The sequence below is a fragment of the Streptomyces sp. NBC_00457 genome (assembly GCF_036014015.1).
Taxonomy (GTDB): domain Bacteria; phylum Actinomycetota; class Actinomycetes; order Streptomycetales; family Streptomycetaceae; genus Streptomyces.
Genome location: NZ_CP107905.1, coordinates 3,517,526 through 3,540,407 on the forward strand (window position 1 = coordinate 3,517,526; position 22,882 = coordinate 3,540,407).

At 69.7% G+C, this 22,882-nt stretch carries 23 protein-coding genes and 5 tRNA genes; 8 read left to right on the plus strand and 20 right to left on the minus strand.

Features of this window, described 5'->3' with window-relative positions:
- Window positions 1–16: 16 nt before the first annotated feature.
- Window positions 17–1,777: a DAK2 domain-containing protein gene (locus OG828_RS15775; protein ID WP_328504877.1), complete on the minus strand. Its 1,761-nt coding sequence runs from the start codon at window positions 1,775–1,777 to the stop codon at window positions 17–19.
- Between the two features lie 254 nt (window positions 1,778–2,031).
- Here OG828_RS15775 and rpmB point away from each other — a divergent pair, with 254 nt between their 5' ends.
- On the plus strand, window positions 2,032–2,217 hold the full coding sequence (gene rpmB / locus OG828_RS15780) for a 50S ribosomal protein L28 (RefSeq protein WP_003993230.1): 186 nt from the start codon (window positions 2,032–2,034) through the stop codon (window positions 2,215–2,217).
- Between the two features lie 98 nt (window positions 2,218–2,315).
- Here the strand turns inward: rpmB and thiD are convergent, their stop codons facing one another.
- Window positions 2,316–3,113, minus strand: coding sequence for a bifunctional hydroxymethylpyrimidine kinase/phosphomethylpyrimidine kinase (thiD, locus tag OG828_RS15785; protein WP_328501504.1), 798 nt, complete (start codon window positions 3,111–3,113; stop codon window positions 2,316–2,318).
- On the minus strand, window positions 3,110–4,075 hold the full coding sequence (locus tag OG828_RS15790; protein WP_210577387.1) for a thiamine-phosphate kinase: 966 nt from the start codon (window positions 4,073–4,075) through the stop codon (window positions 3,110–3,112). The genes thiD and OG828_RS15790 overlap by 4 nt, the downstream gene beginning before the upstream one ends.
- A 206-nt stretch (window positions 4,076–4,281) precedes the next feature.
- Between OG828_RS15790 and OG828_RS15795 the strand changes: the two genes are divergently transcribed.
- A complete protein-coding gene (locus OG828_RS15795; RefSeq protein ID WP_003997603.1) occupies window positions 4,282–4,515 on the plus strand; it encodes an Lrp/AsnC family transcriptional regulator in 234 nt (77 codons plus the stop codon).
- A gap of 19 nt (window positions 4,516–4,534) precedes the next feature.
- Window positions 4,535–5,017 (plus strand): DUF3515 domain-containing protein, encoded by a 483-nt coding sequence (locus OG828_RS15800; protein WP_328501505.1) that lies wholly within the window; start codon window positions 4,535–4,537, stop codon window positions 5,015–5,017.
- A gap of 18 nt (window positions 5,018–5,035) precedes the next feature.
- Here the strand turns inward: OG828_RS15800 and OG828_RS15805 are convergent, their stop codons facing one another.
- The 3 genes from OG828_RS15805 to OG828_RS15815 all read right to left on the minus strand — a co-directional run bounded on the left by OG828_RS15805 (window position 5,036) and on the right by OG828_RS15815 (window position 8,044).
- Window positions 5,036–6,190 (minus strand): D-alanine--D-alanine ligase family protein, encoded by a 1,155-nt coding sequence (locus OG828_RS15805; RefSeq protein ID WP_328501506.1) that lies wholly within the window; start codon window positions 6,188–6,190, stop codon window positions 5,036–5,038.
- A gap of 70 nt (window positions 6,191–6,260) precedes the next feature.
- A complete protein-coding gene (locus tag OG828_RS15810; RefSeq protein WP_210577382.1) occupies window positions 6,261–7,271 on the minus strand; it encodes an NAD(P)H-dependent glycerol-3-phosphate dehydrogenase in 1,011 nt (336 codons plus the stop codon).
- A complete protein-coding gene (locus tag OG828_RS15815) occupies window positions 7,268–8,044 on the minus strand; it encodes a lysophospholipid acyltransferase family protein (RefSeq protein WP_328501507.1) in 777 nt (258 codons plus the stop codon). Before OG828_RS15815 ends, OG828_RS15810 begins: the two co-directional genes overlap by 4 nt.
- A gap of 141 nt (window positions 8,045–8,185) precedes the next feature.
- Here OG828_RS15815 and cofC point away from each other — a divergent pair, with 141 nt between their 5' ends.
- Both cofC and OG828_RS15825 read left to right on the plus strand, forming a co-directional pair.
- Window positions 8,186–8,824 carry a 2-phospho-L-lactate guanylyltransferase gene (gene cofC / locus OG828_RS15820; RefSeq protein WP_328504878.1) on the plus strand — a complete coding sequence of 213 codons (639 nt, stop codon included), beginning with the start codon at window positions 8,186–8,188 and terminating at the stop codon, window positions 8,822–8,824.
- 116 nt (window positions 8,825–8,940) lie between these two features.
- Window positions 8,941–9,144, plus strand: a complete 204-nt coding sequence (locus OG828_RS15825) for a hypothetical protein (protein ID WP_328356325.1) — start codon at window positions 8,941–8,943, stop codon at window positions 9,142–9,144.
- Between the two features lie 77 nt (window positions 9,145–9,221).
- Here OG828_RS15825 and OG828_RS15830 read toward each other — a convergent pair whose 3' ends face one another.
- From OG828_RS15830 to leuC, 4 genes are all read right to left on the minus strand, one after another.
- Window positions 9,222–9,860 (minus strand): HU family DNA-binding protein, encoded by a 639-nt coding sequence (locus tag OG828_RS15830; RefSeq protein WP_328501508.1) that lies wholly within the window; start codon window positions 9,858–9,860, stop codon window positions 9,222–9,224.
- Window positions 9,861–9,998: 138 nt separating this feature from the next.
- Window positions 9,999–10,229 carry a hypothetical protein gene (locus OG828_RS15835; protein WP_210577360.1) on the minus strand — a complete coding sequence of 77 codons (231 nt, stop codon included), beginning with the start codon at window positions 10,227–10,229 and terminating at the stop codon, window positions 9,999–10,001.
- Between the two features lie 288 nt (window positions 10,230–10,517).
- Complete coding sequence (gene leuD / locus OG828_RS15840) at window positions 10,518–11,111, minus strand: 3-isopropylmalate dehydratase small subunit (protein WP_328371888.1); 594 nt, start codon at window positions 11,109–11,111, stop codon at window positions 10,518–10,520.
- Window positions 11,112–11,122: 11 nt separating this feature from the next.
- Window positions 11,123–12,556, minus strand: coding sequence for a 3-isopropylmalate dehydratase large subunit (gene leuC / locus OG828_RS15845; protein WP_328356333.1), 1,434 nt, complete (start codon window positions 12,554–12,556; stop codon window positions 11,123–11,125).
- 221 nt (window positions 12,557–12,777) lie between these two features.
- On the opposite strand from leuC, the gene ndgR reads away from it, so the two are divergent.
- Window positions 12,778–13,494, plus strand: a complete 717-nt coding sequence (ndgR, locus tag OG828_RS15850; protein ID WP_007384919.1) for an IclR family transcriptional regulator NdgR — start codon at window positions 12,778–12,780, stop codon at window positions 13,492–13,494.
- 153 nt (window positions 13,495–13,647) lie between these two features.
- Here ndgR and OG828_RS15855 read toward each other — a convergent pair.
- From OG828_RS15855 to OG828_RS15900, 10 genes are all read right to left on the minus strand, one after another.
- Window positions 13,648–13,720 (minus strand) — tRNA-Glu (locus OG828_RS15855).
- 42 nt (window positions 13,721–13,762) lie between these two features.
- Window positions 13,763–13,834: transfer RNA gene (locus OG828_RS15860), tRNA-Gln, on the minus strand.
- 20 nt (window positions 13,835–13,854) lie between these two features.
- Window positions 13,855–13,927 (minus strand) — tRNA-Glu (locus OG828_RS15865).
- Between the two features lie 29 nt (window positions 13,928–13,956).
- Window positions 13,957–14,029, minus strand: a tRNA-Glu gene (locus OG828_RS15870).
- A gap of 21 nt (window positions 14,030–14,050) precedes the next feature.
- A tRNA-Gln gene (locus tag OG828_RS15875) sits at window positions 14,051–14,122 on the minus strand.
- A 91-nt stretch (window positions 14,123–14,213) separates the two neighbouring features.
- Complete coding sequence (locus tag OG828_RS15880; RefSeq protein WP_328438394.1) at window positions 14,214–14,945, minus strand: HAD family hydrolase; 732 nt, start codon at window positions 14,943–14,945, stop codon at window positions 14,214–14,216.
- A gap of 45 nt (window positions 14,946–14,990) precedes the next feature.
- Window positions 14,991–15,506, minus strand: coding sequence for a hypothetical protein (locus OG828_RS15885; protein ID WP_328356339.1), 516 nt, complete (start codon window positions 15,504–15,506; stop codon window positions 14,991–14,993).
- Window positions 15,507–15,562: 56 nt separating this feature from the next.
- Entirely contained in the window at window positions 15,563–17,047 is a 1,485-nt protein-coding gene (gene gltX / locus OG828_RS15890; protein ID WP_328501509.1) for a glutamate--tRNA ligase, read from the minus strand.
- A complete protein-coding gene (locus tag OG828_RS15895) occupies window positions 17,040–17,816 on the minus strand; it encodes a fumarylacetoacetate hydrolase family protein (RefSeq protein WP_210577348.1) in 777 nt (258 codons plus the stop codon). The genes gltX and OG828_RS15895 overlap by 8 nt, the downstream gene beginning before the upstream one ends.
- A gap of 124 nt (window positions 17,817–17,940) precedes the next feature.
- A complete protein-coding gene (locus tag OG828_RS15900) occupies window positions 17,941–18,129 on the minus strand; it encodes a hypothetical protein (RefSeq protein WP_210577346.1) in 189 nt (62 codons plus the stop codon).
- Between the two features lie 547 nt (window positions 18,130–18,676).
- Between OG828_RS15900 and OG828_RS15905 the strand changes: the two genes are divergently transcribed.
- Together OG828_RS15905 and OG828_RS15910 are read left to right on the plus strand one after the other, a co-directional pair.
- Window positions 18,677–22,423, plus strand: a complete 3,747-nt coding sequence (locus OG828_RS15905) for a sensor histidine kinase (RefSeq protein ID WP_328501510.1) — start codon at window positions 18,677–18,679, stop codon at window positions 22,421–22,423.
- 9 nt (window positions 22,424–22,432) lie between these two features.
- Window positions 22,433–22,846, plus strand: coding sequence for a roadblock/LC7 domain-containing protein (locus tag OG828_RS15910; RefSeq protein WP_030231800.1), 414 nt, complete (start codon window positions 22,433–22,435; stop codon window positions 22,844–22,846).
- Window positions 22,847–22,882: the final 36 nt, after the last annotated feature.

Here is a 22,882-nt window from a genome sequence, read left to right on the forward strand (position 1 = left end):
TTTAAAGCAATCCGGCCTACTCGACGCCGATGAGCAGCAGCGACCCCTGCCGCCCACCCCGGTACACCACCGTGTCGACGGCGAGGTACACCTCCCGTACGCGCGCTTCGACGCGCTCGGCGATGGAGTCGGGTGCCTCGTCGCCGAGGACGAGGGTGACCATCTCGCCGCCCGCCTGGAGCATGCGGTCGATGACGGTCTCGGCGGTGGCGGTGACCTCCGAGCCGATCACGGCCACGTCGCCGTCGATGAGGCCGAGGACGTCACCGGCCTGGCAGATCCCGGCCGTGGTCCAGGACTGGCGTTCGGCGACGGTCACCTCGGCGTAGCGGGTCGCGCCGGCCGCCGAGGTCATCTGGACGACGTCCTCGTCGAACCGGCGGTCCGGCTCGTGCACGGCCAGCGCCGCGATCCCCTGCACCGCCGAGCGCGTCGGGATCAGCGCCACCCGGATGCCCTCCGTGCGCGCCTGCTCGGCCGCCGCGGCGGCGGTGTGACGCAGGTCGGCGTCATTGGGCAGCAGGACGACCTCGAGTGCGTGGGCCCGTCGTACGGCGTCGACGAGCTCCCCGCTCGCGGGCGGCTCGCCGGGGCGCGCGAGCACCGTGGTCGCGCCCGCCTCGGTGTACAGCCCGGCCAGCCCCTCGCCGGGCACCACGGCCACGACGGCACGCTGGACGCGCTCCCGGGGCGGGCGTCCGCCGCCGGTGGTGTGCACGTCACCGACGGCGAAGTGCGTGATCCTGATCCGGTACGGCCGCCCGGCCTCGACGCCCGCCTCCACGGCGGCGCCCGCGTCGTCCACGTGCACATGGACGTTCCACAGCCCGTCGCCGCCGACCACGACGAGCGAGTCCCCGAGCGCGTCGAGGCGCTCCCGCAACCGGGTCACGGCCGCGTCCTCGGCCTCCAGCAGGTAGATCACCTCGAAGGCGGGCCCGCCTTCCTCCAGGTCGGCTGCCCCGTCCAGGCAGTCGACGAGGCTTTCGGCGGGCACGCGCGCGTGCTCCCCGTCCACCGGCGCCGCCACGGCCACGGGCACGGGCGACGCCACGGCCACCGCCGCCGGCCGCTCCCCCGTGAACGTCTCCACCAGCGCCCCCAGCACCGCCACCAACCCCCGCCCGCCCGCGTCCACGACGCCCGCGCGCTCCAGGACGGCCAGCTGGCCCGGTGTCGCGGCGAGGGCCGCCCGCGCGCCTTCGTAGGCCGCCCGCGCGACCGTCCCGCAGTCCCCCTCGGCTCCGGTGGCGGCGTCCGCGGCGGCCGAGGCGACCGTGAGAACCGTGCCCTCCACGGGGTGGGCCACGGCCTGCCGGGCGGAGTCGGCCGCGTGCCGGAGCGCGATCCGCAACCCGCGGGCATCACTGTGAGGGGTCTCACCAGAAGCCTCACCAGAGGCCTCACCAAGAGAAGAGGCACCACCGTCTCCAGCGGCAGCGAGCACCTGCGCCATCCCCCGCAGCAGCTGCGCCAGAATCGTCCCGGAGTTCCCGCGCGCCCCGAGCAGCGCCCCGTGCGCCATGGCCTGCACGGTGTCGGCCAGCGACGGCGCCCCCGCACCGCCCCCGACCTCGTGGCCGGTGAAGACCGCCTCGACCGCGGCGAGCGCCGACTCCACCGTCAGATACAGGTTCGTGCCGGTGTCCCCGTCGGCCACCGGGTAGACGTTGATCGCGTCGATCTCCTCACGCGAGCGCCCCAGCGCCTCCAGCGCGAGACCGCACCAGGTGCGCACCGCGAGAGCATCGAAGAATGTCTGCGGCACCTGCGCCACCTGCGCCTCCTTGAGTGCTGGACGTGGCACGCAGCGTAGACCCCGGGCCGGTGTCCACCGGAAGTGGGCTGGAGCGGGGCCCTGAGCAGCCATGGTAGTTTCGTTGTACTGGCGCAGTCGTTGTATGCTGCTCCGGTTGCCCGATGCAGATCGGGCCATTTCCCTGGCAACGCCACTCAGATCTCTTTCCTGCGATCCTGATCCCGGCCTGCCGGGTTCAACCGTAAGTGCATCTGAAGTCTTTGGAGTGACCCGTGGCTGCCAACTGCGACGTCTGCGGCAAGGGGCCGGGCTTCGGCAACAACATCTCGCACTCGCACCGCCGTACGTCCCGTCGCTGGAACCCGAACATCCAGCGCGTCCGTACCGTGGTCGGCGGGACGCCGAAGCGCGTGAACGCCTGCACCTCGTGCATCAAGGCCGGCAAGGTCTCGCGCTGACGCTACGCGGTAGCGCGCGGCCACTGCTGGTTCGCTGCAGAAGCCGGTCCACCTCTGGTGGACCGGCTTTTTGCTGTACGCGCACGCTGTACGCGCACCTAGACGTCCGCCCTGAACCGCCACCCATGATCCACCGGCCCGATCCCCCCACCGAGAGCGAACCCCGCCTCGATCGCCCCGGTGACGTACTCCTTCGCCGCCGCCACCGCCTCCGGCACCGGCAGCCCCTTCGCCAGCCCTGAAGCGATCGCCGAGGCGAGCGTGCAGCCCGTGCCGTGCGTGTGCCGGTTGTCGTGCCGGGGCGCCCGCAGCCAGTGCTCCTCCGCCCCGTCGGTGAGCAGATCCACGGCGTCCCCAGGCAGATGCCCACCCTTGATCAGCACCCAGCGCGGCCCGTAGGCGAGAACGGCCGCCGCGGCCCTCCGCAGCTGCTCCTCCGACTCCACGCGCACGCCCGTGAGTTGGGCCACCTCGTCGAGGTTGGGCGTCGCCACCGTGGCGACCGGCAGCAGCTTCGTCCGTACGGAATCCAGCGCGGACGACGCCAGCAGCGAGTCCCCGTGCTTGGAGACACCCACGGGGTCGATCACGGCCGGAGCGTCCGTACCGGCGATCAACTCGGCCACGGCCTCGACGAGTTCGGGGGACGCGAGCATCCCGGTTTTCACGGCCTGTACGCCGATGTCGTCGACGACGCTCCGGTACTGGGCCCGCACCGCTTCCACGGGCAGCGGCCAAGCCCCCTGCACGCCGAGGGAGTTCTGCGCGGTCACCGCGGTGACGACGCTCATGCCGTGCACGCCGAGCGCCAGCATCGTCTTCAAGTCGGCCTGGATTCCGGCGCCTCCGCCCGAGTCGGAGCCCGCGACCGTCAGCACCCTCGGCGGCGCGCTCACGACTCGATGTCCCCGAAGTGGTCCCAGCCGCCCTTGCTGGTCCACGGCGCCCCGTCGACCGTCACCTGGGGCAGCGCCGAGGGGTTGAGCACCTCGCCGATGACCTTCCAGCGGGCGGGCAGCTTCACGTCCGGCGGGAACGTCGCCACGATCGCGTGGTCCTCTCCCCCGGTGAGCACCCACTGCATGGGGTCGACGCCGACGGCCTGCCCGATGTCGTTCATCTGGGAGGGGATGTCGATCGCGCCGGAGCGGATGTCGATACGGACCTTGCTGGCCTCCGCGATATGCCCGAGGTCGGCGATCAGCCCGTCGCTCACGTCGCACATCGCGGTCGCGCCGAGCCCGGCCGCCGCCGGTCCCGCGTGATACGGCGGCTCCGGGCGCCGGTGCGCCTCCACGAAGGCCCGCGGTGAACGGAACCCGCGCGACAGCACCGCGTACCCGGCCGCCGACCAGCCCAGCCAGCCCGTCACCGCGACGATGTCCCCGGGCTGCGCACCGCCCCGCGTCACGGGCTCCTGGTTGCGCAGATCGCCGAGCGCGGTGATGGACACCACGATCATGTCGCCTCGTACGACATCCCCGCCGACCACCGACGCCCCCGCGACCTGGCACTCGTCGCGCAGCCCGTCCATCATCTCGGTCGGCCAGGCCACCGGGAGTTCGGCCGGGACGACCAGGCCGAGCAGCAGCGCGGTCGGTACGGCACCCATGGCCGCGATGTCCGCCAGGTTCTGCGCGGCGGCCTTGCGGCCCACGTCGTAGGCCGTGGACCAGTCGCGGCGGAAGTGCCGCCCCTCGACGAGGATGTCGGTGCTCGCCACGACCCTGCGGTCGGGTGCGGCGACCACCGCGGCGTCGTCGCCGGGGCCGACCCGGACCGCCGGGGTGGTGGTGAGACGGGAGGTGAGCTCCCTGATGAGCCCGAACTCCCCCAGCTCACCAACAGTGCCCTTCATTGTCCTTTCGCCCCTTCTGTGCCTGTCCGTGCCCGGTCGCGCGTCACCAGTGTCCTCGATACGGTCGAGTCGACCGTCAACTTCTGTCGTGCCTGCACCCCGGCGCGCAAGCCCCGGTCCCCGCAGGTCTCCCCGCGGCGAGCGGCGACGCGATACCGTGGCGTTCCTTTTCCCCACATGATCCTCGTGGCCGCCCTGGAGGTTCCGTGGTACAGGCGTACATCCTGATCCAGACGGAGGTCGGCAAAGCGTCGACCGTCGCCGAAACGATCAGCAAGATTCCTGGGGTGATCCAGGCCGAGGACGTGACAGGACCTTATGACGTGATCGTGCGTGCGCAAGCGGACACCGTCGACGACCTCGGTCGCATGGTGGTCGCCAAGGTCCAGCAAGTGGACGGCATCACGCGAACCCTGACCTGCCCGGTCGTTCATCTGTAGCCCCCTCTACCCTTGGCCGGTGACCTGCTTTCCCCACCGGCTCATCGGTCTTCCCACCATCGCTCTGTTGATCACCGTCGCGGGCTGCTCCTCAGCAGACGACAGTGCCCGGGCCGCGGTTCCCGGTCCGGGCACCAAGGTCACGAAGCTGTGCCGAAACCTGGACACGGAGTTGCCGTCCAAGGTCGACGGTCAGGATCGCCGGGATCCCGAACCTGCCTCCGCGTTGACCGCGGGGTGGGGGGACCCGGCGATCATACTGCGGTGCGGTGTTGAGCGGCCTGAGGAGATGAACGACTCCGAGTCCGACGGGGTCGATGTGAACGGCGTCGGGTGGTTGCTGCAGGAGCAGGACAGCGGTGACTTCCGGTTCATCACGACGTTGCGCAAGGCATACGTGGAGGTGACCATCCCCAAGGACCGCACGGGTGACGGCTTGGCGCCACTGGTCGATCTGGCGCCCGCCGTCAAGAAGGCGGTGCCGGAGGGCATCGCCGACTGAGCGCAGGGGGGACCTCAGTCACCGCAAGCCCGTCGACCTGCGCAGTGCCGCCTGGATCAGCCTGTCCACCAGCTCCGGGTAGCCGACTCCGCTCGCCTGCCACATCTGGGGGTACATCGAGATCGGGGTCATGCCGGGCATGGTGTTGATCTCGTTGATGACGAAGCCCTGGTCCGTGAGGAAGAAGTCGGCGCGGACGAGGCCTTCGCAGGAGGCTGCCTCGAAGGCGTCGACGGCGAGCTTCTGGACTTCGGCCGTCTCCTGAGGCGTGAGCGGCGCGGGGACGATGCCCGGGGTGGAGTCGATGTACTTGGCCTCGAAGTCGTAGTAGGCGTGGGTCTCGGGCGAGGGGATCTCGGAGGGCACCGAGGCCCGCGGGCCGTCCTCGAAGTCCAGCACGCCGCACTCGATCTCACGGCCGCGCAGCGCGGCCTCGACGAGGATCTTGGGGTCGTGGCGCTGGGCCTCGGCGATCGCGTCGTCGAGCCCTGCCAGGTCGTCGACCTTGGTGATGCCGATCGACGAACCCGCGCGCGCGGGCTTCACGAAGAGCGGCCAGCCGTGCTCGCCGGCGAAGTCGACGATCTTCTTGCGGGCGCCGGACTCGTCCTGCTCCCACTCACGGGGCCGGATCACCACGTACGGGCCGACCGCCAGCCCGAACGACGTGAACACCCGCTTCATGTACTCCTTGTCCTGGCCGACGGCCGAGGCGAGCACACCCGAGCCCACGTACGGCACTCCGGACAGCTCCAGGAGGCCCTGGAGGGTGCCGTCCTCGCCGTACGGGCCGTGCAGGACAGGGAAGACGACGTCGACCTCACCGAGCGCCTTGGGCACCGATCCGGGCTCGCTGTAGACGACTTCGCGGTTTCCCGGGTCGACGGGGAGCACCACACCGCCCTCGCTCGACTCGGCGAGCTCCGCGACGTTGGGCGTACGGCGCTCGGTGATCGCCATGCGTTCCGGTTCGTCGGCGGTGAGCGCCCAGCGGCCGTCCTGGGTGATGCCGATCGGCAGGACGTCGTACTTGGTCCGGTCGATGGCGCTGAGGACGGCGCCGGCCGTGACCACGGAGATCCCGTGTTCGGAGCTGCGTCCGCCGAACACGACGGCCACGCGCGCCTTGCGAGGCGGCTGCTGGGGGCTCTGGGGGAGGTTCTCGGTGCTCATATCGCGTTGAGGGTACCCGTTGGTAGCGCCCGGACACAGCGTCCGTATCCCGGTGTTGCCCGGGCGTCGCTCAGCGTCGTTCGGGCTTCGCGCTGCGCGACATCAGCTCCTTGAGGGCGACCACCGGAGGCTTGCCCTCGTGCACGATGCCGACGACCGTCTCCGTGATCGGCATGTCGACACCGTGCCTGCGGGCCAGATCCAGCACGGACTCACAGGACTTGACGCCCTCGGCGGTCTGCTTGGTGACCGCGATGGTCTCCTGGAGGGTCATGCCCTTGCCGAGGTTGGTGCCGAAGGTGTGGTTGCGGGACAGCGGCGAGGAGCAGGTCGCCACCAGGTCGCCCAGGCCCGCGAGTCCGGAGAACGTCAGCGGGTCGGCGCCCATCGCGAGGCCCAGCCGGGTGGTCTCGGCGAGACCGCGTGTGATCAAGGACCCCTTCGCGTTGTCACCGAGCCCCATGCCGTCCGCGATGCCGACGGCGAGGCCGATGACGTTCTTCACGGCACCGCCCAACTCGCAGCCCACCACGTCGGTGTTCGTGTACGGGCGGAAGTACGGCGTGTGGCAGGCGGCCTGGAGCCGCTGGGCCATGGCCTCGTCGGTGCAGGCGACCACGGAGGCGGCCGGCATCCGGGCGGCGATCTCACGGGCGAGGTTGGGCCCGGTGACGACGGCGATACGGTCCTGGCCCACCTTGGCGACGTCCTCGATGACCTCGCTCATCCGCATGGCGGTGCCGAGTTCGACACCCTTCATGAGGGAGACGAGGATCGTGCCCGGTGCGAGCAGCGGCACCCACTCGGCGAGATTGCCGCGCAGGGTCTGCGAGGGGACGGACAGGACCGTGAAGTCGGCGCCGGCCGCGGCCTCGGCGGGGTCGGTGGTGGCCCGCAGGTTCTCCGGGAGCTCGATGCCGGGGAAGTACTCGGGGTTCATCCGGCTGGAGTTGATGGCGTCGGCGACCTCCGGCCGACGCGCCCAGAGGGTGACCTCGCAGCCCGCGTCGGCGAGCACCATGCCGAAGGCGGTACCCCACGAACCGGCGCTGAAGACAGCCGCCTTGACCGGCTTGCTCACGTGCCCTGCCCCTCTTCCTGTACGGCCTTGCCCTCCGTCTGGACCCTGCTCCTGCGCCGCTGCTCGATCCGCTCCTGGCGCGGGTCGTACGGCGTCTCGGGCGCCTTCTCACCGCGGATGTCCTCCAGCTGGCGAGTGATGGCGGCCATGATGACCTCGGTCGCCTCCTTCAGCAGCTCCGGGGTCATCTCCTCGTCGTAGAAGCGCGTCAGGTCGACGGGCGGGCCCGCGAGCACGTGGTGGGTCTTGCGCGGAAGGACGTTGAGCTTCTTGGCGTACGGCGGCAGCAGTTCGTTGGCGCCCCACTGGGCGACGGGAATCACCGGGCACTTGGTCTGCAGGGCGACGCGCGCGGCACCGGTCTTGGCGGTCATGGGCCACTGGTCCGGGTCACGAGTGATCGTTCCCTCGGGGTAGAACACCACGCACTCGCCGCGCTCCACGGCGGCGATCGCGGCCCGGAACGCGCTCAGCGCGTCCGTGGTTTCCCGGTAGACGGGGATCTGCCGGGTGCCGCGCATCGCGGCGCCGACGAACCCCTTCCTGAAAAGACTGCTCTTCGCGAGGAATCGCGGAACACGGCCGGTGTTGTACTGAAAGTGCCCGTAGCCGAAGGGGTCGATGTGCGAATTGTGGTTCACCGCGGTGATAAATCCGCCCTCGGCCGGAATGTGCTCCATTCCACGCCAGTCCCGCTTGATCAGAACCACCAGCGGCGGTTTGCAGAGGACCGCTGCGAAGCGGTACCAGAAGCCGATTCTGCGGCGGGGCACGCGGACACCTCCCTCTAGGGCCTGAGGGGCCGCACAAGTGTCGCCCCAGGCCGCCGGTCTGTCGAGAACACCGTACGCCCCGAGCACCCGCCCGCCAGATGGCAGGTGACAATGGCCGCGACAAGAGAGGGACGAACGCTGGTGCAGTGGACCTTGGTGATACCCCTGAAGCCTTTGGCGCACGCCAAGAGCAGGCTCTCGGACACCGCCGCCGACGGGCTGCGCCCGGGCCTCGCCCTCGCCTTCGCCCAGGACACCGTGGCGGCCGCGCTGGTCTGCCCGGCGGTCCGTGATGTGGCGGTCGTCACGGGCGACGCCCTGGCCGGCCGTGAGCTGGCCGCACTGGGCGCCCGTATCGTCCCCGACGAACCCGCGGGCGGCCTGAACGCGGCTCTGACGCACGCCGCGACGGTCGTACGGGCGTCCCGCCCCCGCACCGCCCTGGCCGCACTCAACGCCGATCTTCCCGCCCTGCGGCCAGCGGAATTGGCCCGAGTCCTGAACGCGGCCGCGGAATTCCCCCGCGCTTTTCTCCCGGATGCGGCCGCAATCGGCACAACTCTGCTGGCAGCCACCCCCGGCCGGGAATTGCACCCACAATTCGGCACCGATTCCCGAGCCCGCCACCACGCCTCCGGCGCGGTGGAACTGACCCTGGACGCGGTGGATTCCGTACGCCAGGACGTGGACACCGGCGAGGATCTGCGCACGGCACTGACACTGGGAGTAGGCCCAAGAACAGCAAAGGCAACGGCACGCCTCTTGATCACGGGGTTGTGAGAGCGCCCCGTAGGGGCGCGGGGCTGTATCGATATGCGGCTCCGCCGCGTGGGCGCGACCAGCCCCAACGGCGCCGCACCCAACGAACAACCCAAGGCAGCCCATACTCTGTGAGCATGCAGGCCACCGCATACACCTACGACGCAACCACCCGAACCGGCAGCGTGCTGCTCGACGACGGCACCCCCCTCCCCTTCGACGCCCCCGCCTTCGACGCCGGCGGCCTCCGCCTGCTCCGCCCCGGGCAACGCGTTCGGATCGAGGTGGAGGGCCCCAAGGACGGCCCGCGCATCACGCTGGTGACGCTACAGACCCTGTGAACGCGGCGAAAAACACCGCGGGCCGGACTCCATGAGGGAGTCCGGCCCGGCACGTGAGTACCCCTGTGCCCCGCTTACTAGCGAGCGGTGGCCCTCTTGGCGGTGGTCTTGCGCGCGGACGACTTCTTGGCGGGGGCCTTCTTGGCCGTCGCCTTCTTCGCCGGGGCCTTCTTGGCCGTCGCCTTCTTGGCGGTGGTCTTCTTGGCCGCGGTCTTCTTGGCGGCCGCGGTGGTCTTCTTCGCGGTCGTCTTCTTCGCCGTGGTCTTCTTGGCGGCCGGCGTGGCCTTCTTCGCCGCCGCCTTCCTCGCCGTGGTCTTCTTCGCGGCGGCCGCCTTGGTGGTCTTCTTGGCCGCGGCCTTCTTGACCGTGGCCGAGGCACCGCCGGTCAGGCTGCCCTTGGGCGCCTTCTTGACGGCGACCTCGCCACCGCGCGGGAGCTTCTTCGAGCCGCTCACCAGGTCCTTGAAGCCCTGGCCCGCGCGGAAGCGCGGCACGGAGGTCTTCTTGACCCGAACCCGCTCGCCGGTCTGAGGGTTGCGGGCGTAACGGGCGGGACGGTCGACCTTCTCGAACGAACCGAAGCCGGTGACCGACACCCGCTCACCCGAGACGACCGCGCGGACGATCGCGTCCAGTACGTGGTCGACAGCATCGGCGGCCTGCTGGCGGCCGCCCATCTTGTCGGCAATCGCTTCTACGAGCTGCGCCTTGTTCACGTCTTCCCCTTCGGAGACATCGCCAGAACGAAAGTGTTCAAGCTTTTTCGCACGTTAGGCAGATATATACCGCAAATCAAACACGAAACGGGCTTATCACCCTTGTGCCGCAGCGGACTCGACGGTCTTAAGGGCTGTTCAGCGTTCCTCTTCGGGGAATCGACCCTCGTCGAGGTCGGCAGTGAACCGCTCCAGACGCCTTGTCGCATCGGCGAGATCGTGCTTGGCCGCGGCCGTAATGACCAGCAGCTTCCGGGTCAGCGCCATCCGTACGCCCTCCGGGACTTGCAGTGCGCGCACCCTTGCGTGCGCTTCCTTCAGTTGGCCCGCGACTGCCGCATAGAGCTCGAGTTGGCCGTCGTGTTCCATGCACAGATTGTGCCATCTGGGGCGAGTTGTCGCCTGCCCAGGGTGCAACTGCCGCCTCAAACGGCCTTCCGGGCACGCGCGAAAGCCGCGGCTACAAGACTCGCGTACCCCGGCAACAACCGCTCTAACGTGGGAAGTTGAAGACACCCGCCGATCCACGCAGGGCCGTTCGGGTGCAGACAAAGCTGTACCCCCGATCGAGCTGATCGGGGGTACAGCGGGGGTGTTGTGGTGGCCGAAACTCGACTTGCGCCGGGCCTTCGACTCAGCTCTTGCGGCGCTCTCGGCTCAGACCTTCAGCGTCCACGGCTTGTACGACGGACGCTTGGCTTCGTACGCCGCGATGTCGGCCTCGTTCTGGAGCGTGATGGAGATGTCGTCCAGCCCGTTCAACAGCCGCCAGCGGGCGTTCTCGTCCAGCTCGAAGGCGGCGGTGATGCCCTCGGCGCGCACCTCACGAGCCTCAAGGTCAACAGTGACCTCGGCAGTCGCGTCCTTCTCGGTGAGTTCCCACAGCGCGTCCACGATCTTCTGCTCCAGAACCACCGTGAGCAGGCCGTTCTTGAGCGAGTTGCCGCGGAAGATGTCGGCGAAGCGGGACGAGATCACCGTCTTGAAGCCGTAGTTCTGCAGCGCCCAGACGGCGTGCTCGCGCGAGGAGCCGGTGCCGAAGTCGGGGCCGGCGACCAGAACGCTCGCGCCCTGCCGCTCGGGCCGGTTGAGGATGAAGTTCTCGTCCTTGCGCCAGGCCTCGAACAATCCGTCCTCGAAACCGTCCCGCGTGACCTTCTTGAGCCAGTGAGCAGGGATGATCTGGTCGGTGTCGACGTTGCTGCGACGCAGCGGGACGGCCCGGCCGGTGTGGGTGGTGAATGCTTCCATGGCCATGGTTCTCAGACTCCAGCGGGCGTACGGACGGCAGACTGGTCGTTCAGGTCGGCGGGGGACGCCAGGTGGCCGAGCACGGCGGTCGCGGCGGCGACCTGCGGCGACACCAGGTGCGTACGACCGCCCTTGCCCTGCCTGCCCTCGAAGTTGCGGTTGGAGGTGGACGCCGAGCGCTCACCGGGCGCCAGCTGGTCGGGGTTCATGCCCAGACACATCGAGCAGCCCGCGTGCCGCCATTCGGCGCCGGCCTCCTTGAAGACGAGGTCCAGGCCCTCGGAGACGGCCTGCAGACCGACCCGCGCGGAGCCGGGCACGACCAGCATCCGTACGCCGTCGGCGACTTTGCGGTCCTTCATGATCTCGGCGGCCGCGCGCAGGTCCTCGATACGGCCGTTGGTGCACGAGCCTACGAAGACGGTGTCCACCTTGATGGAGCCCAGCGGCTGCCCGGCCTCCAACCCCATGTATTCCAGGGCCTTTTCGGCGGCGTGGCGCTCCGAAGCGTCTTCGTACGAAGCAGGGTCGGGGACCGCGCTCGAAAGCGGCGCGCCCTGGCCGGGGTTGGTGCCCCAGGTGACGAACGGGGACAGCTCGTCGGCGTTGATGAGGACCTCGGCGTCGAAGACGGCGTCCTCGTCGGTGCGCAGCGTCTTCCAGTACTCCACCGCCGCGTCCCAGTCGGCGCCCTCGGGCGCGTGCGGGCGGCCCTCGAGGTACGCGAAGGTGGTCTCGTCGGGAGCGATCATGCCCGCGCGGGCGCCGGCCTCGATCGACATGTTGCAGATGGTCATCCGGGCCTCCATCGAGAGCTTCTCGATGGCGGGGCCGCGGTACTCCAGGATGTAGCCCTGGCCGCCGCCCGTACCGATCTTGGCGATGATCGCCAGGATCAGGTCCTTGGCCGTGACGCCGTCGGGCAGTTCGCCCTCGACGGTGATGGCCATGGTCTTGGGGCGGGCCAGCGGCAGCGTCTGGGTGGCCAGGACATGCTCGACCTGGGAGGTGCCGATGCCGAACGCCAGCGCGCCGAAGGCGCCGTGCGTGGAGGTGTGGGAGTCGCCGCACACGACGGTCGTGCCGGGCTGGGTGAGGCCCAGCTGCGGTCCGACGACATGGACGACGCCCTGCTCGACGTCGCCCAGCGGGTGCAGTCGTACGCCGAAGTCGGCGCAGTTCTTGCGCAGCGTCTCCAGCTGGATCCGGGAGACCGGGTCGGCGATGGGCTTGTCGATGTCGAGGGTCGGGGTGTTGTGGTCCTCGGTGGCGATGGTCAGGTCGAGCCGGCGCACCTGGCGACCGCTCTTGCGCAGACCGTCGAAGGCCTGCGGGCTGGTCACTTCGTGCAGCAGGTGCAGATCGATGAAGAGGAGGTCGGGCTCGCCCTCGGCGCGCCGGACGACATGGTCGTCCCAGACCTTCTCCGCGAGTGTCCTACCCATCGCTTTCCCTCCGGCCGGCCAGAGTTGCGCCGACCCAACTAGAGATCTTGAGGAGGCGGCGACGCCCCAAATGAGGCGGCTCGCCCTGACGCCCTTGTTCGCGGACGCCCACCGCCGGGCCCGTTGGTCCGCGGGCCGCTGTGCCTTCGTGTCTTCCAGAGTGGCGTGTTCCATGGAAAATTGAACTTGCGTTTCACAGAGTGAGACGCGAGTATCGTTTCATGGACAACAGTAGCGGCGTCGGCGTTCTGGACAAGGCAGCCCTTGTCCTGAGCGCCCTGGAGTCCGGTCCGGCCACCCTCGCGGGTCTGGTCGCGGCGACCGGGCTGGCACGACCCACGGCGCACCGCCTGGCCGTGGCTCTGGAACACCACCGTATGGTGGCGCGCGACATGCAGGGCCGTTTCATTCTCGGCCCGCGCCTGGCAGAACTGGCCGCGGCCGCCGGCGAGGACCGTCTCCTCGCCACCGCGGGCCCGGTGCTCACCCACCTCCGGGACATCACGGGCGAGAGCGCGCAGCTCTACCGCCGCCAGGGCGACATGCGCATCTGCGTCGCCGCGGCGGAGCGCCTGTCCGGCCTCCGGGACACGGTCCCGGTCGGCTCGACGCTCACGATGAAGGCGGGCTCCTCGGCCCAGATCCTCATGGCCTGGGAGGAGCCGGAGCGCCTGCACCGCGGCCTCCAGGGCGCCCGCTTCACCGCCACCGCGCTCTCGGGCGTACGACGCCGGGGCTGGGCCCAGTCCATCGGTGAGCGCGAGCCGGGCGTCGCGTCCGTCTCCGCGCCCGTACGCGGCCCGTCGAACCGCGTGGTGGCCGCCGTCTCGGTCTCCGGCCCCATCGAGCGCCTCACCCGCCACCCGGGCCGTATGCACGCCCAGGCGGTCATCGACGCCGCGGCCCGCCTCTCCGAGGCCCTGCGCCGCACCGGCTGACGTTTCGGGAACATCCTCGGGGAGGGCCGCCTCAACGCCGCGGCAGCCCCTCCCCGATCCCTCCTGGGACATCGAACTGACGCTGCCGTACGCCCGGTTGACGCATGAGGACGACGAAGGCCCCCCACCGAAGTGGAGGGCCTTCACTGTGTGTACCCCCGACCGGATTCGAACCGGCGCTACCGCCTTGAGAGGGCGGCGTGCTAGGCCGCTACACAACGGGGGCGAGGATCTTGCAAGCGTTGATTTACATCGCCGCAGATCCGAGCTGGTCTACCAGGACTCGAACCTAGACTAACTGAACCAGAATCAGTCGTGCTGCCAATTACACCATAGACCAATGTGGTTTAGACCAGTTTGTACCCCCGACCGGATTCGAACCGGCGCTACCGCCTTGAGAGGGCGGCGTGCTAGGCCGCTACACAACGGGGGCCCTAGCGATCATCTCGGCGGAGATCGCCGTACCCCCGACCGGATTCGAACCGGCGCTACTGCCTTGAGAGGGCAGCGTGCTAGGCCGCTACACAACGGGGGCTTTGCAGATGAGCTCTGCGAGCTGGCCTACCTGGACTCGAACCAAGACTAACTGAACCAGAATCAGTCGTGCTGCCAATTACACCATAGGCCACTGGAACGCAAGCCCCTCAGGGGATCTCGTTCTAGCTTGCGCCTCCGGTTTCGGGCCTCTCGGCCCACTCTCCGGCGGCGCAGGAAGAACATTACCCGAAGGTGGACGGGGCTCCAAAACGGGTATCCGCGCCGAGCAGCGCGGGGAGTTCGGCGAGCGAGGCGATCCGGTGCGGGCCGGCGAGGGCGTCAGCCCCGGTGTACACGCCGTCACGGTCGATCCACACCGACAGCAGTCCGGCCTCCGCGGCGCCCTGCCCGTCGATCTCCGGGTGGTCGCCCACGTACGCCACGTGTCGCGGGGCGAGGTCCAGGGCTTCGCAGGCCGCGTGGAAGGCGCCGGCCTCCGGCTTGGAGACACCGAGTTCCGCGGCGCAGAGGATGGTCTCGAAGCGGTCGTGCACGCCGAGAACGCGCAGCTTGCGGTCCTGGACGGTGAGGCTGGAGTTGGACAGCACGGCGTGCCGGTGGCTGGCCGCCAGAGCGTCCAGGACGGGCAGTACGTCCGGGAAGAGCGCCCAGGCGGCCTCGTAGTGCGCGATGTACCGCAGAAACCAGGCGTCGGCCTCGGCGTCGGTCAGCTCCTCGCCGAGGAACACCCGCACCCGGTCCCGGCGCTGGCCCTCGAACGACGCCTCCCCCGCGGCGAACCGCGCCCACTGCCGGTCCGTGACCTCCCGCCAACGCACCAGGGCCTGCTCCACGGACTCGTCTCCGCCGAGCAGGCCCTCAGCCACCAGGTGCGCGCGCATTCCGGCACGGTCGGCCGTGGTGTAGTCGAAGAGAGTGTCGTCCACGTCCCACACCACGGCCCGAATGCTCATGATCCGACGGTAACCCGGTGCCGGGCGGCTCGTCCGGGGAACGCGTCAGCTGTGCGCGCCCCACCAGGTGAACCGCTCGGGCTCGATGTCGTACAGGTCCACCACGCGGTACGGGCTGGTGTAGAGCGCGTCGCCGTTGGAAGAGGAGCGGAGGTCGTAGCCGTCGGCGTTCTCGATCTTGTCGACGTCGGCGTCGGCCTTCCAGAACTGTTCGCCGGAGCCGCAGCGGCTCGTCCAGACCGTGTTCGTGAGGGTCTTCTGGTCGGTCGTGAGGCAGTTGCCGTTGGCCCTGCTCACCAGCCGCTTGTACTTCTTCCCTTGCAGGTCGGTGTATGTCTCGTTGCCCCAGTGCCACTGCCGGGTGGCGAGCGAGTCGTTGCAGGCGGCTCCCCAGACGTTGCCCGTCGTGGTCGACGCGGTGAGACAGGTGCCCTCGTAGTCGTTTCTGAAGGTCCAGTAGGTCTCGGCCGACGCCGGGGACAGGGTGCCCGCCGCGGCCAGCAGCAGGACGCTGAGCGCGGGGGGCAGGGTCAGCCTGAGTACCGTTCTCGGTCTTGTCATGAACGTGAGGATCAAGTGAAGAGGAGTTGTCCACCTGAACTCACCATGAACAATCTCTACGCCGCCAGCCTCGCCAGCGCCGCGTCGACGCGGGCCAGTGTCTTCTCCTTGCCCAGGATCTCCAGGGATTCGAAGAGCGGTAGACCGACCGTGCGGCCGGTGACGGCGACGCGGACCGGGGCCTGGGCCTTGCCGAGCTTGAGGCCGTGGGTCTCGCCGGCGGCCAGGACGGCCTCCTTCAACGACTCCGCCGAAGTCCAGTCGGCCGACTCCAGCTTCTCGCGGGCCGTACGCAGCAGGGCGTCGCTGCCCTCCTTCATCGCCTTGGTCCACGAGGCCTCGTCCGCGACCGGCTCCGCCAGGAACAGGAAGTCGACGTTGTCCGTGATCTCCGACAGCACCTTCAGGCGGGTCTGCGCGTGGGGCGCGATCGCCAGCCACTTCGCCTCGTCGAAGGCCTCCGGGGCCCACGGTGCGAAGGGGGCCCGCAGCCATGGCGCGCAGCGTTCCGTGAAGTCCTTCACATCCAGCAGACGGATGTGGTCGCCGTTGATCGCCTCGCACTTCTTCAGGTCGAAGCGGGCCGGGTTGGGGTTCACGTCCGCGATGTCGAAGGCCGCGACCATCTCGTCCATCGTGAAGATGTCCTGGTCGGCGGAGAGTGACCAGCCAAGGAGGGAGAGGTAGTTGAGCAGGCCCTCGGGGAGGAAGCCGCGCTCGCGGTAGAGGTTGAGCGAGGACTGCGGGTCACGCTTGGAGAGCTTCTTGTTGCCCTCGCCCATCACATACGGCAGGTGGCCGAAGGCGGGCACGGACTTCGCGATGCCGAGCTCGATCAGCGCCTTGTACAGGGCGATCTGCCGCGGAGTGGAGGAGAGCAGGTCCTCGCCGCGCAGGACGTGGGTGATCTCCATCAGGGCGTCGTCGACCGGGTTCACGAGCGTGTACAGGGGCGCGCCGTTGGCTCGTACGATCCCGTAGTCCGGGACGTTCTCCGGGGTGAACGTCAGCTCGCCGCGGACCAGGTCCGTGAAGGTGATCGCCTCGTCGGGCATCCGGAAGCGGACGATGGGCGTGCGGCCCTGCGCCTGGAACTCGGCGACCTGCTGTGCGGTCAGCTCGCGGCAGTGGCCGTCGTAGCCGGACGGCTTGCCGGCGGCGCGGGCGGCCTCGCGGCGGGTGTCCAGCTCCTCCTGGGAGCAGTAGCAGTAGTAGGCGTGGCCGGCCTCGATGAGCTTCTGCGCGACGTCCTTGTAGAGGTCCATGCGCTGCGACTGGCGGTACGGCGCGTGCGGGCCGCCGACCTCGGGGCCCTCGTCCCAGTCGAAGCCGAGCCAGCGCATCGAGTCGAGCAGCTGGGTGTACGACTCCTCGGAGTCGCGGGCCGCGTCGGTGTCCTCGATGCGGAAGACCAGAGTGCCGCCGTGGTGGCGGGCGAACGCCCAGTTGAACAGGGCGGTGCGGACCAGGCCCACGTGCGGGTTACCGGTGGGCGAGGGGCAGAAACGGACGCGTACGGGGGAGCCGGGTGCGCTAGCCACGCTTGACAACCTTGTTGGTGAGAGTGCCGATGCCTTCGATGGTGACGGCGACCTCGTCGCCGACGCTGAGGGGGCCGACCCCTGCCGGGGTGCCCGTGAGGATCACGTCGCCGGGGAGCAGCGTCATGGCCTCGGAGATGTTGACGATCAGCTCCTCGATCGAGTGGATCATCTCGGTGGTGCGGCCCAGCTGGCGCTGCTGGCCGTTGACCGTGAGCTGGATGGTGAGATCGCTGGGGTCGAGGTCGGTCTCCACCCAGGGGCCGAGCGGGCAGGCGGTGTCGAAGCCCTTGGCCCGGGCCCACTGCTTCTCGCGTTTCTGCACGTCGCGGGCGGTGATGTCGTTGGCGCAGGTGTAGCCGAGGATGACGTCCTTGACGCGCTCGCGGGGGACCTCGCGGCACATGCGGCCGATGACGACGGCCAGTTCGGCCTCGTGGTGGAGGTCCTCGGAGAAGGACGGGTACTGGATCTCGTCGCCGGGGCCGATCACCGAGGTGGACGGCTTGAAGAAGGCGAAGGGGGCGTCGGGCACCTCGTTGCCCAGCTCGCGCGCGTGCTCGGCGTAGTTGCGGCCGAAGGCCACGACCTTGTTGGGGAGCACCGGCGGCAGCAGCCTGACCTTGCTCAGCGGGACCTTCGTACCGGAGAGCTCGAAGTCCGCGAACGGGATGCCCTTGATGATGTCCAGGACGAGCTCGTCCGGCTTGTCACCCTCGACCACGCCGAAGGCGACGTTCCCGTCGATGGAGAATCTGGCGATGCGCACGGGATGCTTGGCCCCTTGACTGAACCGACTGAAGTCTGACGCTCCAGGCTAGCGCGGCGGGGCGGACCCGAGGGGCGGGCGCCTCGCGCGTGGTCGCGGGCGCCCTGGGCGTCGTACGGAGCGGTTACCGCGCGGCGGTGGCCTGGGCCGGGATGTCCATGAGGACGGTGCGGCGGGGATTGGCCGTGTGGGCCGGGAGTTCGACGGAGTGCTCCGGGTGGTCCGGGGTGTGCAGGTCGTCGGCGTCCTCGAGGTGCGCCAGCGTCGTGCGCCGCGGGTTGGCTATCGTGCGGAACATCATCGTCGTCTTCACGGGTGTCAGGTGCCTTCACAGTTGGGCTGCTGTTGTAAAGCGTCAGGCTAAACATGCAATTCCCTTCTGAAGACATCCAGACTCAATGATCGCCGTGTGAGTTTGCTCACGGATCAATGGGCAAACCGGTCAATTCAGACCTGCAGTCGACCCCCACGAAACGGACATTGGCGGCCTGAAGCCCGCATTCCGCTCCTGATCATGGCGACTGGGACTCCCCTGCTGACCGGTGACTCGTTGCGGTAAGTCCGTTTTGGTGCGGATCACTTTCTACGTCCGGTGACGCAGCCCTCACGTGGTGTCACGGAGGTCACAGCCTGACCCACGGGCCTTGTTGGAGATCCTGCACTGTGCTGGAATTCCACGGACCGCCGCAGGATCGAGCCGGCGCACAGGGGGCGCGACGAGCGCCGAGCGGCGGTGAGAAGGGGGAGCCAGCGCCGGTCACTCACGACCACCGGGGGGCGCAAATTCAGGGCGCCCCCTACGACGCCGACACCGTCCTTCCGTTTACGGAGGGGCGCCTGGTCCAGAGGTTGCGACGCTAGTGCAGGGACGTTTCAAGAGGGATGGCAGTGCTTCGGCGGAGCCGGAGCCGCACGGCGGGACTGGCCCCAATGCCGGCAGTTCCTCGCCCCAGCACGCCCAGAACCCGGGCCTGGCGTCCGGCGACGGCGGGCGTGGTGGCGCGTCCGCAACTTCCGGCGCCACGGCATCCACCGGAGCCACCGGCTCCCCGGGCACCGGTGACTCCGCGGCACCGACCGTGAAGCCGCCGAAGGGCGCCTCCGGCCCCGGATCGCGAATAGCCCTGCGCAACTGGCGCATCTCCACGCGTCTGGTGTCGCTGCTCGCGCTCCCGGTGGTCGCGGCCACCTCGCTGGGCGCGCTGCGCATCAGCGACAACATGAACGACATCCAGCAGCTCGACAACATGAAGCTGCTGACGGACATGACCAAGCAGGCCACCGAACTGGCCGCCGCGCTCCAGGAGGAGCGCGACCAGTCCGCGGGCCCGCTGGCGCACGGCGCCAACGCGACCACCGATGTCGGGGTCAAGGGCCTGCGGGTCAAGACCGACCGCTCCATGGACAACTTCCGCGACGCCGCGGAACTGGTCGACGCCTCCAGCAAGGACGGTGACCTCCAGGGCGTCCGCGACAGCCTCGTCGGCCTGGTCGGTGACCTGAGCAACCTGGCGAAGATCCGTGAGAGCGCGTACGAGGCCGAGCGCAACTCCACCCAGACAGTCGAGGCCTACCACCGTCTGATCACCCACCTGCTCGACCTCTCGCAGGACATGGCGGAGGCCACCAGCAACCCCGAGATGATCCAGCGCACCCGTGCGCTGGCCTCGTTCTCCTCCGCCAAGGAGTACGCCTCCGTCCAGCGCGCGGTCATCGCCGCGGCGCTGCCGCAGGACCCCAAGAGCTCGAACAGCAACCTCTCGGAGAACGACCGGCTGTACGCCGAGTCGGCGCTGGAGAGCGAGAAGTCCGAGCTGCTGAGCTTCCGGAGCATCTACGGCGCGGACAGCGCCGCCTCGCTGCTCGAGCCGATCGAAGACGGCAACCCGACGATCGAGTCCGCCGACACCTACGCCGACCGTGCGCTCAGCCAGGCGAACGGTCTGGCCGACCTGGAGAAGCGTTCCTACCTGGACTGGGTCGACGCCAGCTCGTCCAAGATCGACCAGATGGACCTCATCGAGACCACGCTGCTCGGGCAGATGGAGCAGAAGGCCCGCGAGCTGCGCGCCGAGTCGGAGCGCGAAGCGATCATCTCCGGTGCGCTGATCCTGCTCGTGCTCGGTGTCTCGCTGGTCGGCGCGTTCGTCGTGGCCCGGTCCATGATCCGCTCGCTGCGCAGGCTGCAGGAGACCGCGACCAAGGTCGCCCAGGACCGCCTGCCCGAGCTGGTCAAGCAGCTGTCCGAGTCCGACCCGCAGGACGTCGACACCTCCGTCGAGTCGGTCGGTGTGCACTCCCGGGACGAGATCGGCAAGGTGGCCGCGGCCTTCGACGACGTGCACCGCGAGGCGGTCCGCCTCGCCGCCGAGCAGGCCCTGCTGCGGGGCAACGTCAACGCGATGTTCACCAACCTCTCGCGCCGCTCCCAGGGTCTGATCCAGCGCCAGCTGTCGCTGATCTCCGAGCTGGAGTCCCGCGAGGCCGACCCGGACCAGCTGTCCTCGCTGTTCAAGCTCGACCACCTCGCGACCCGCATGCGCCGTAACGGTGAGAACCTCCTCGTTCTCGCCGGTGAAGAGCCCGGCCGCCGCTGGACCCGCCCGGTCCCGCTCGTCGACGTGCTCCGCGCCGCCGCCTCCGAGGTGGAGCAGTACGAGCGCATCGAGCTGGCCGCCGTGCCGACCACCGAAGTGGCCGGACGCGTGGTCAACGACCTCGTGCACCTGCTCGCCGAGCTGCTTGAGAACGCCACCTCGTTCTCCTCGCCGCAGACCAAGGTCAAGGTCACCGGTCACGCGCTGCCCGACGGCCGCGTGCTGATCGAGATCCACGACACCGGTATCGGTCTCTCCCCCGAGGACCTCGCCGCGATCAACGAGCGGCTCGCCTCGCCGCCCACCGTGGACGTGTCGGTGTCCCGCCGCATGGGTCTGTTCGTGGTCGGCCGCCTTTCGCAGCGGCACGGCATCCGTATTCAGCTCCGCCCGTCCGACTCCGGTGGAACGACCGCGCTGGTCATGCTCCCCGTCGATGTCGCCCAGGGCGGCAAGAAGCCGCAGCCCAAGCCCGGCCAGGGTGGCGCCGGTTCCTCCGGTGGTCCGGCCGCGGCGCAGGCCGCCGCCGGTGTCGCCGCGGCCCGTCGCTCAGGCGCGGGCCAGGGTGGCGGTGCTCTCGGTGCCGGTGCGGGTGCTCCCGGTGGGCGGCTCGGTGCCGCTCCGGGGCCGCGGGCCGCGCTGCCGGGCAGCGGTGGCGGTGCGGGTGGACGTCCCGAGCCGGGTGCGCGCGGACCGCAGGGTCCGTCGGCGCCTCAGCAGGGCGGTCGGCCGGCTCCGGCCGGTGCGGGCGCCGGCTTCGGCGGCCAGGCACCGGGTGCTCCGCAGGGCCTGACGGCCGCGGGCACGGGCGGGCCGTCACAGGGTCAGAACGCGCAGGACGCCGTATCGAACAAGGAATCCGGGCGTGGCAGTGGGCGTCGTGGCCGTCGGCCGCAGCTGCCGCCGCGGGGCGGGGCACGGGCCGAGCTGCCGGGCGGCAACGCGCAGCAGCCGCGCACGCCGAGCTGGAGCGACGAGAACGCGCAGCCGTCGGTGTCGCGCGCCTCGCTCGACACCCCGCGCGGACACGACGAGCAGCGCGACCCGTCGCAGACCGCACCGATGCCACGGATCGACGACCGGCAGGGCCCGGCCTCGACCTCCGGGTTCCCGGCGGTTCCGCGAAACGACGGCCGCCAAGGCCCCGCCGACTTCGGCGCCCCGCAGCAGCCGGGCGCCAACGGGCCGCAGAACACCGGGCAGTTCACACGTCCGGGCACCAGCGCCCCGAATCACACCGGTGAGTTCCCCCGGCCGGACCAGAACTCCGGTGAGTTCCCGCGCCCCGGAGCGGTTCCGCGGAACTCCGGCTCCGGCCAGGACACGGGCCAGTTCGTCCGCCCGGACGTCTTCGGCCAGACCGGGAACCAGCCGGCCCCGCAGGGGTACGACAACAACGGCTCCACCGGCGGTTACGGCTACCCGCCGCAGCCCGGTCGGCAGAACCCGGCGAGCGCCAACGGCACCAACGGCTACGGTGCCGGGCGTCCGCCCGTACCGCCGCGTCCGCAGCAGCGGCCCACCCGCCAGGAGCCCGAGGCGCTGCCGCCGGCCGGCCCTGGTGACGGACGTACGCCGCTGTACGACACTCTCGAGACCAACTGGTTCCACGGTCAGGGCAGCCAGGGCGGACCGCAGCAGGGCAACGGCTCGGCTCCCCCGCCGGCCGCCCCGTCGCAGCCGCCGCACGCTCCCGCCCCTCAGCGTCCCGCAACCGGCAACTGGCGCAGCTCGCCGAATGACGATCTCATTCGGCAGGCGGAGCGCGTACGTCAGCCGGCCGCGGGCGGAGTCACCACCTCCGGCCTGCCGCGCCGGGTACCCAGGGCGAACCTCGTCCCGGGTACGGCTCAGCAGCAACAGCACAACAGCGGTCCGCAGGTCTCCCGTGCGCCTGATGACGTACGCGGCCGGCTGACCAATCTCCGTCGGGGTATTTCGCAGGGTCGCCAGGCCGGTAGCGGTCAGACCGGCAGCTTCCCGAACCCCACTCACCAGCAGGAGCGTTAGTTGAGGCAGATGAGCCAGGCGGCACAGAACCTGAACTGGTTGATCACCAACTTCGTGGACAACACCCCAGGGGTGTCCCACACCGTCGTCGTGTCCGCCGACGGTCTCCTTCTGGCGCTGTCGGAAGGCTTCCCGCGCGACCGGGCCGATCAGCTCGCGGCCGTCGCGTCGGGTCTCACCTCGCTGACGGCCGGGGCCTCCCGGATCTTCGAGGGGGGCGACGTGGCACAGACGGTCGTCGAGATGGAACGCGGCTTCTTGTTCCTGATGTCCGTCTCGGACGGCTCGTCCCTGGCCGTCCTCGCCCATCCCGAGTGCGACATCGGTCTGGTCGGCTACGAGATGGCGCTGCTGGTCGACCGCGCGGGCGCAGTGCTCACGCCCGACCTGCGCGCCGAACTGCAAGGAAGTCTGCTCCACTGACCCGCCCCGGATCCACCCGTCTCACCAAATCACCGT

Coding starts and splice junctions, on each gene's coding strand:
- OG828_RS15885 (WP_328356339.1), bottom strand. CDS start 15,506: ATGACAAGACCGAGAACGGTACTCAGGCTGACCCTGCCCCCCGCGCTC.
- leuC (WP_328356333.1), bottom strand. CDS start 12,556: ATGGGTAGGACACTCGCGGAGAAGGTCTGGGACGACCATGTCGTCCGG.
- OG828_RS15790 (WP_210577387.1), bottom strand. CDS start 4,075: ATGAAGGGCACTGTTGGTGAGCTGGGGGAGTTCGGGCTCATCAGGGAG.
- OG828_RS15835 (WP_210577360.1), bottom strand. CDS start 10,229: ATGGAACACGACGGCCAACTCGAGCTCTATGCGGCAGTCGCGGGCCAA.
- OG828_RS15880 (WP_328438394.1), bottom strand. CDS start 14,945: ATGAGCATTCGGGCCGTGGTGTGGGACGTGGACGACACTCTCTTCGAC.
- OG828_RS15910 (WP_030231800.1), top strand. CDS start 22,433: ATGAGCCAGGCGGCACAGAACCTGAACTGGTTGATCACCAACTTCGTG.
- OG828_RS15805 (WP_328501506.1), bottom strand. CDS start 6,190: ATGAGCACCGAGAACCTCCCCCAGAGCCCCCAGCAGCCGCCTCGCAAG.
- ndgR (WP_007384919.1), top strand. CDS start 12,778: ATGGACAACAGTAGCGGCGTCGGCGTTCTGGACAAGGCAGCCCTTGTC.
- OG828_RS15825 (WP_328356325.1), top strand. CDS start 8,941: ATGCAGGCCACCGCATACACCTACGACGCAACCACCCGAACCGGCAGC.
- leuD (WP_328371888.1), bottom strand. CDS start 11,111: ATGGAAGCATTCACCACCCACACCGGCCGGGCCGTCCCGCTGCGTCGC.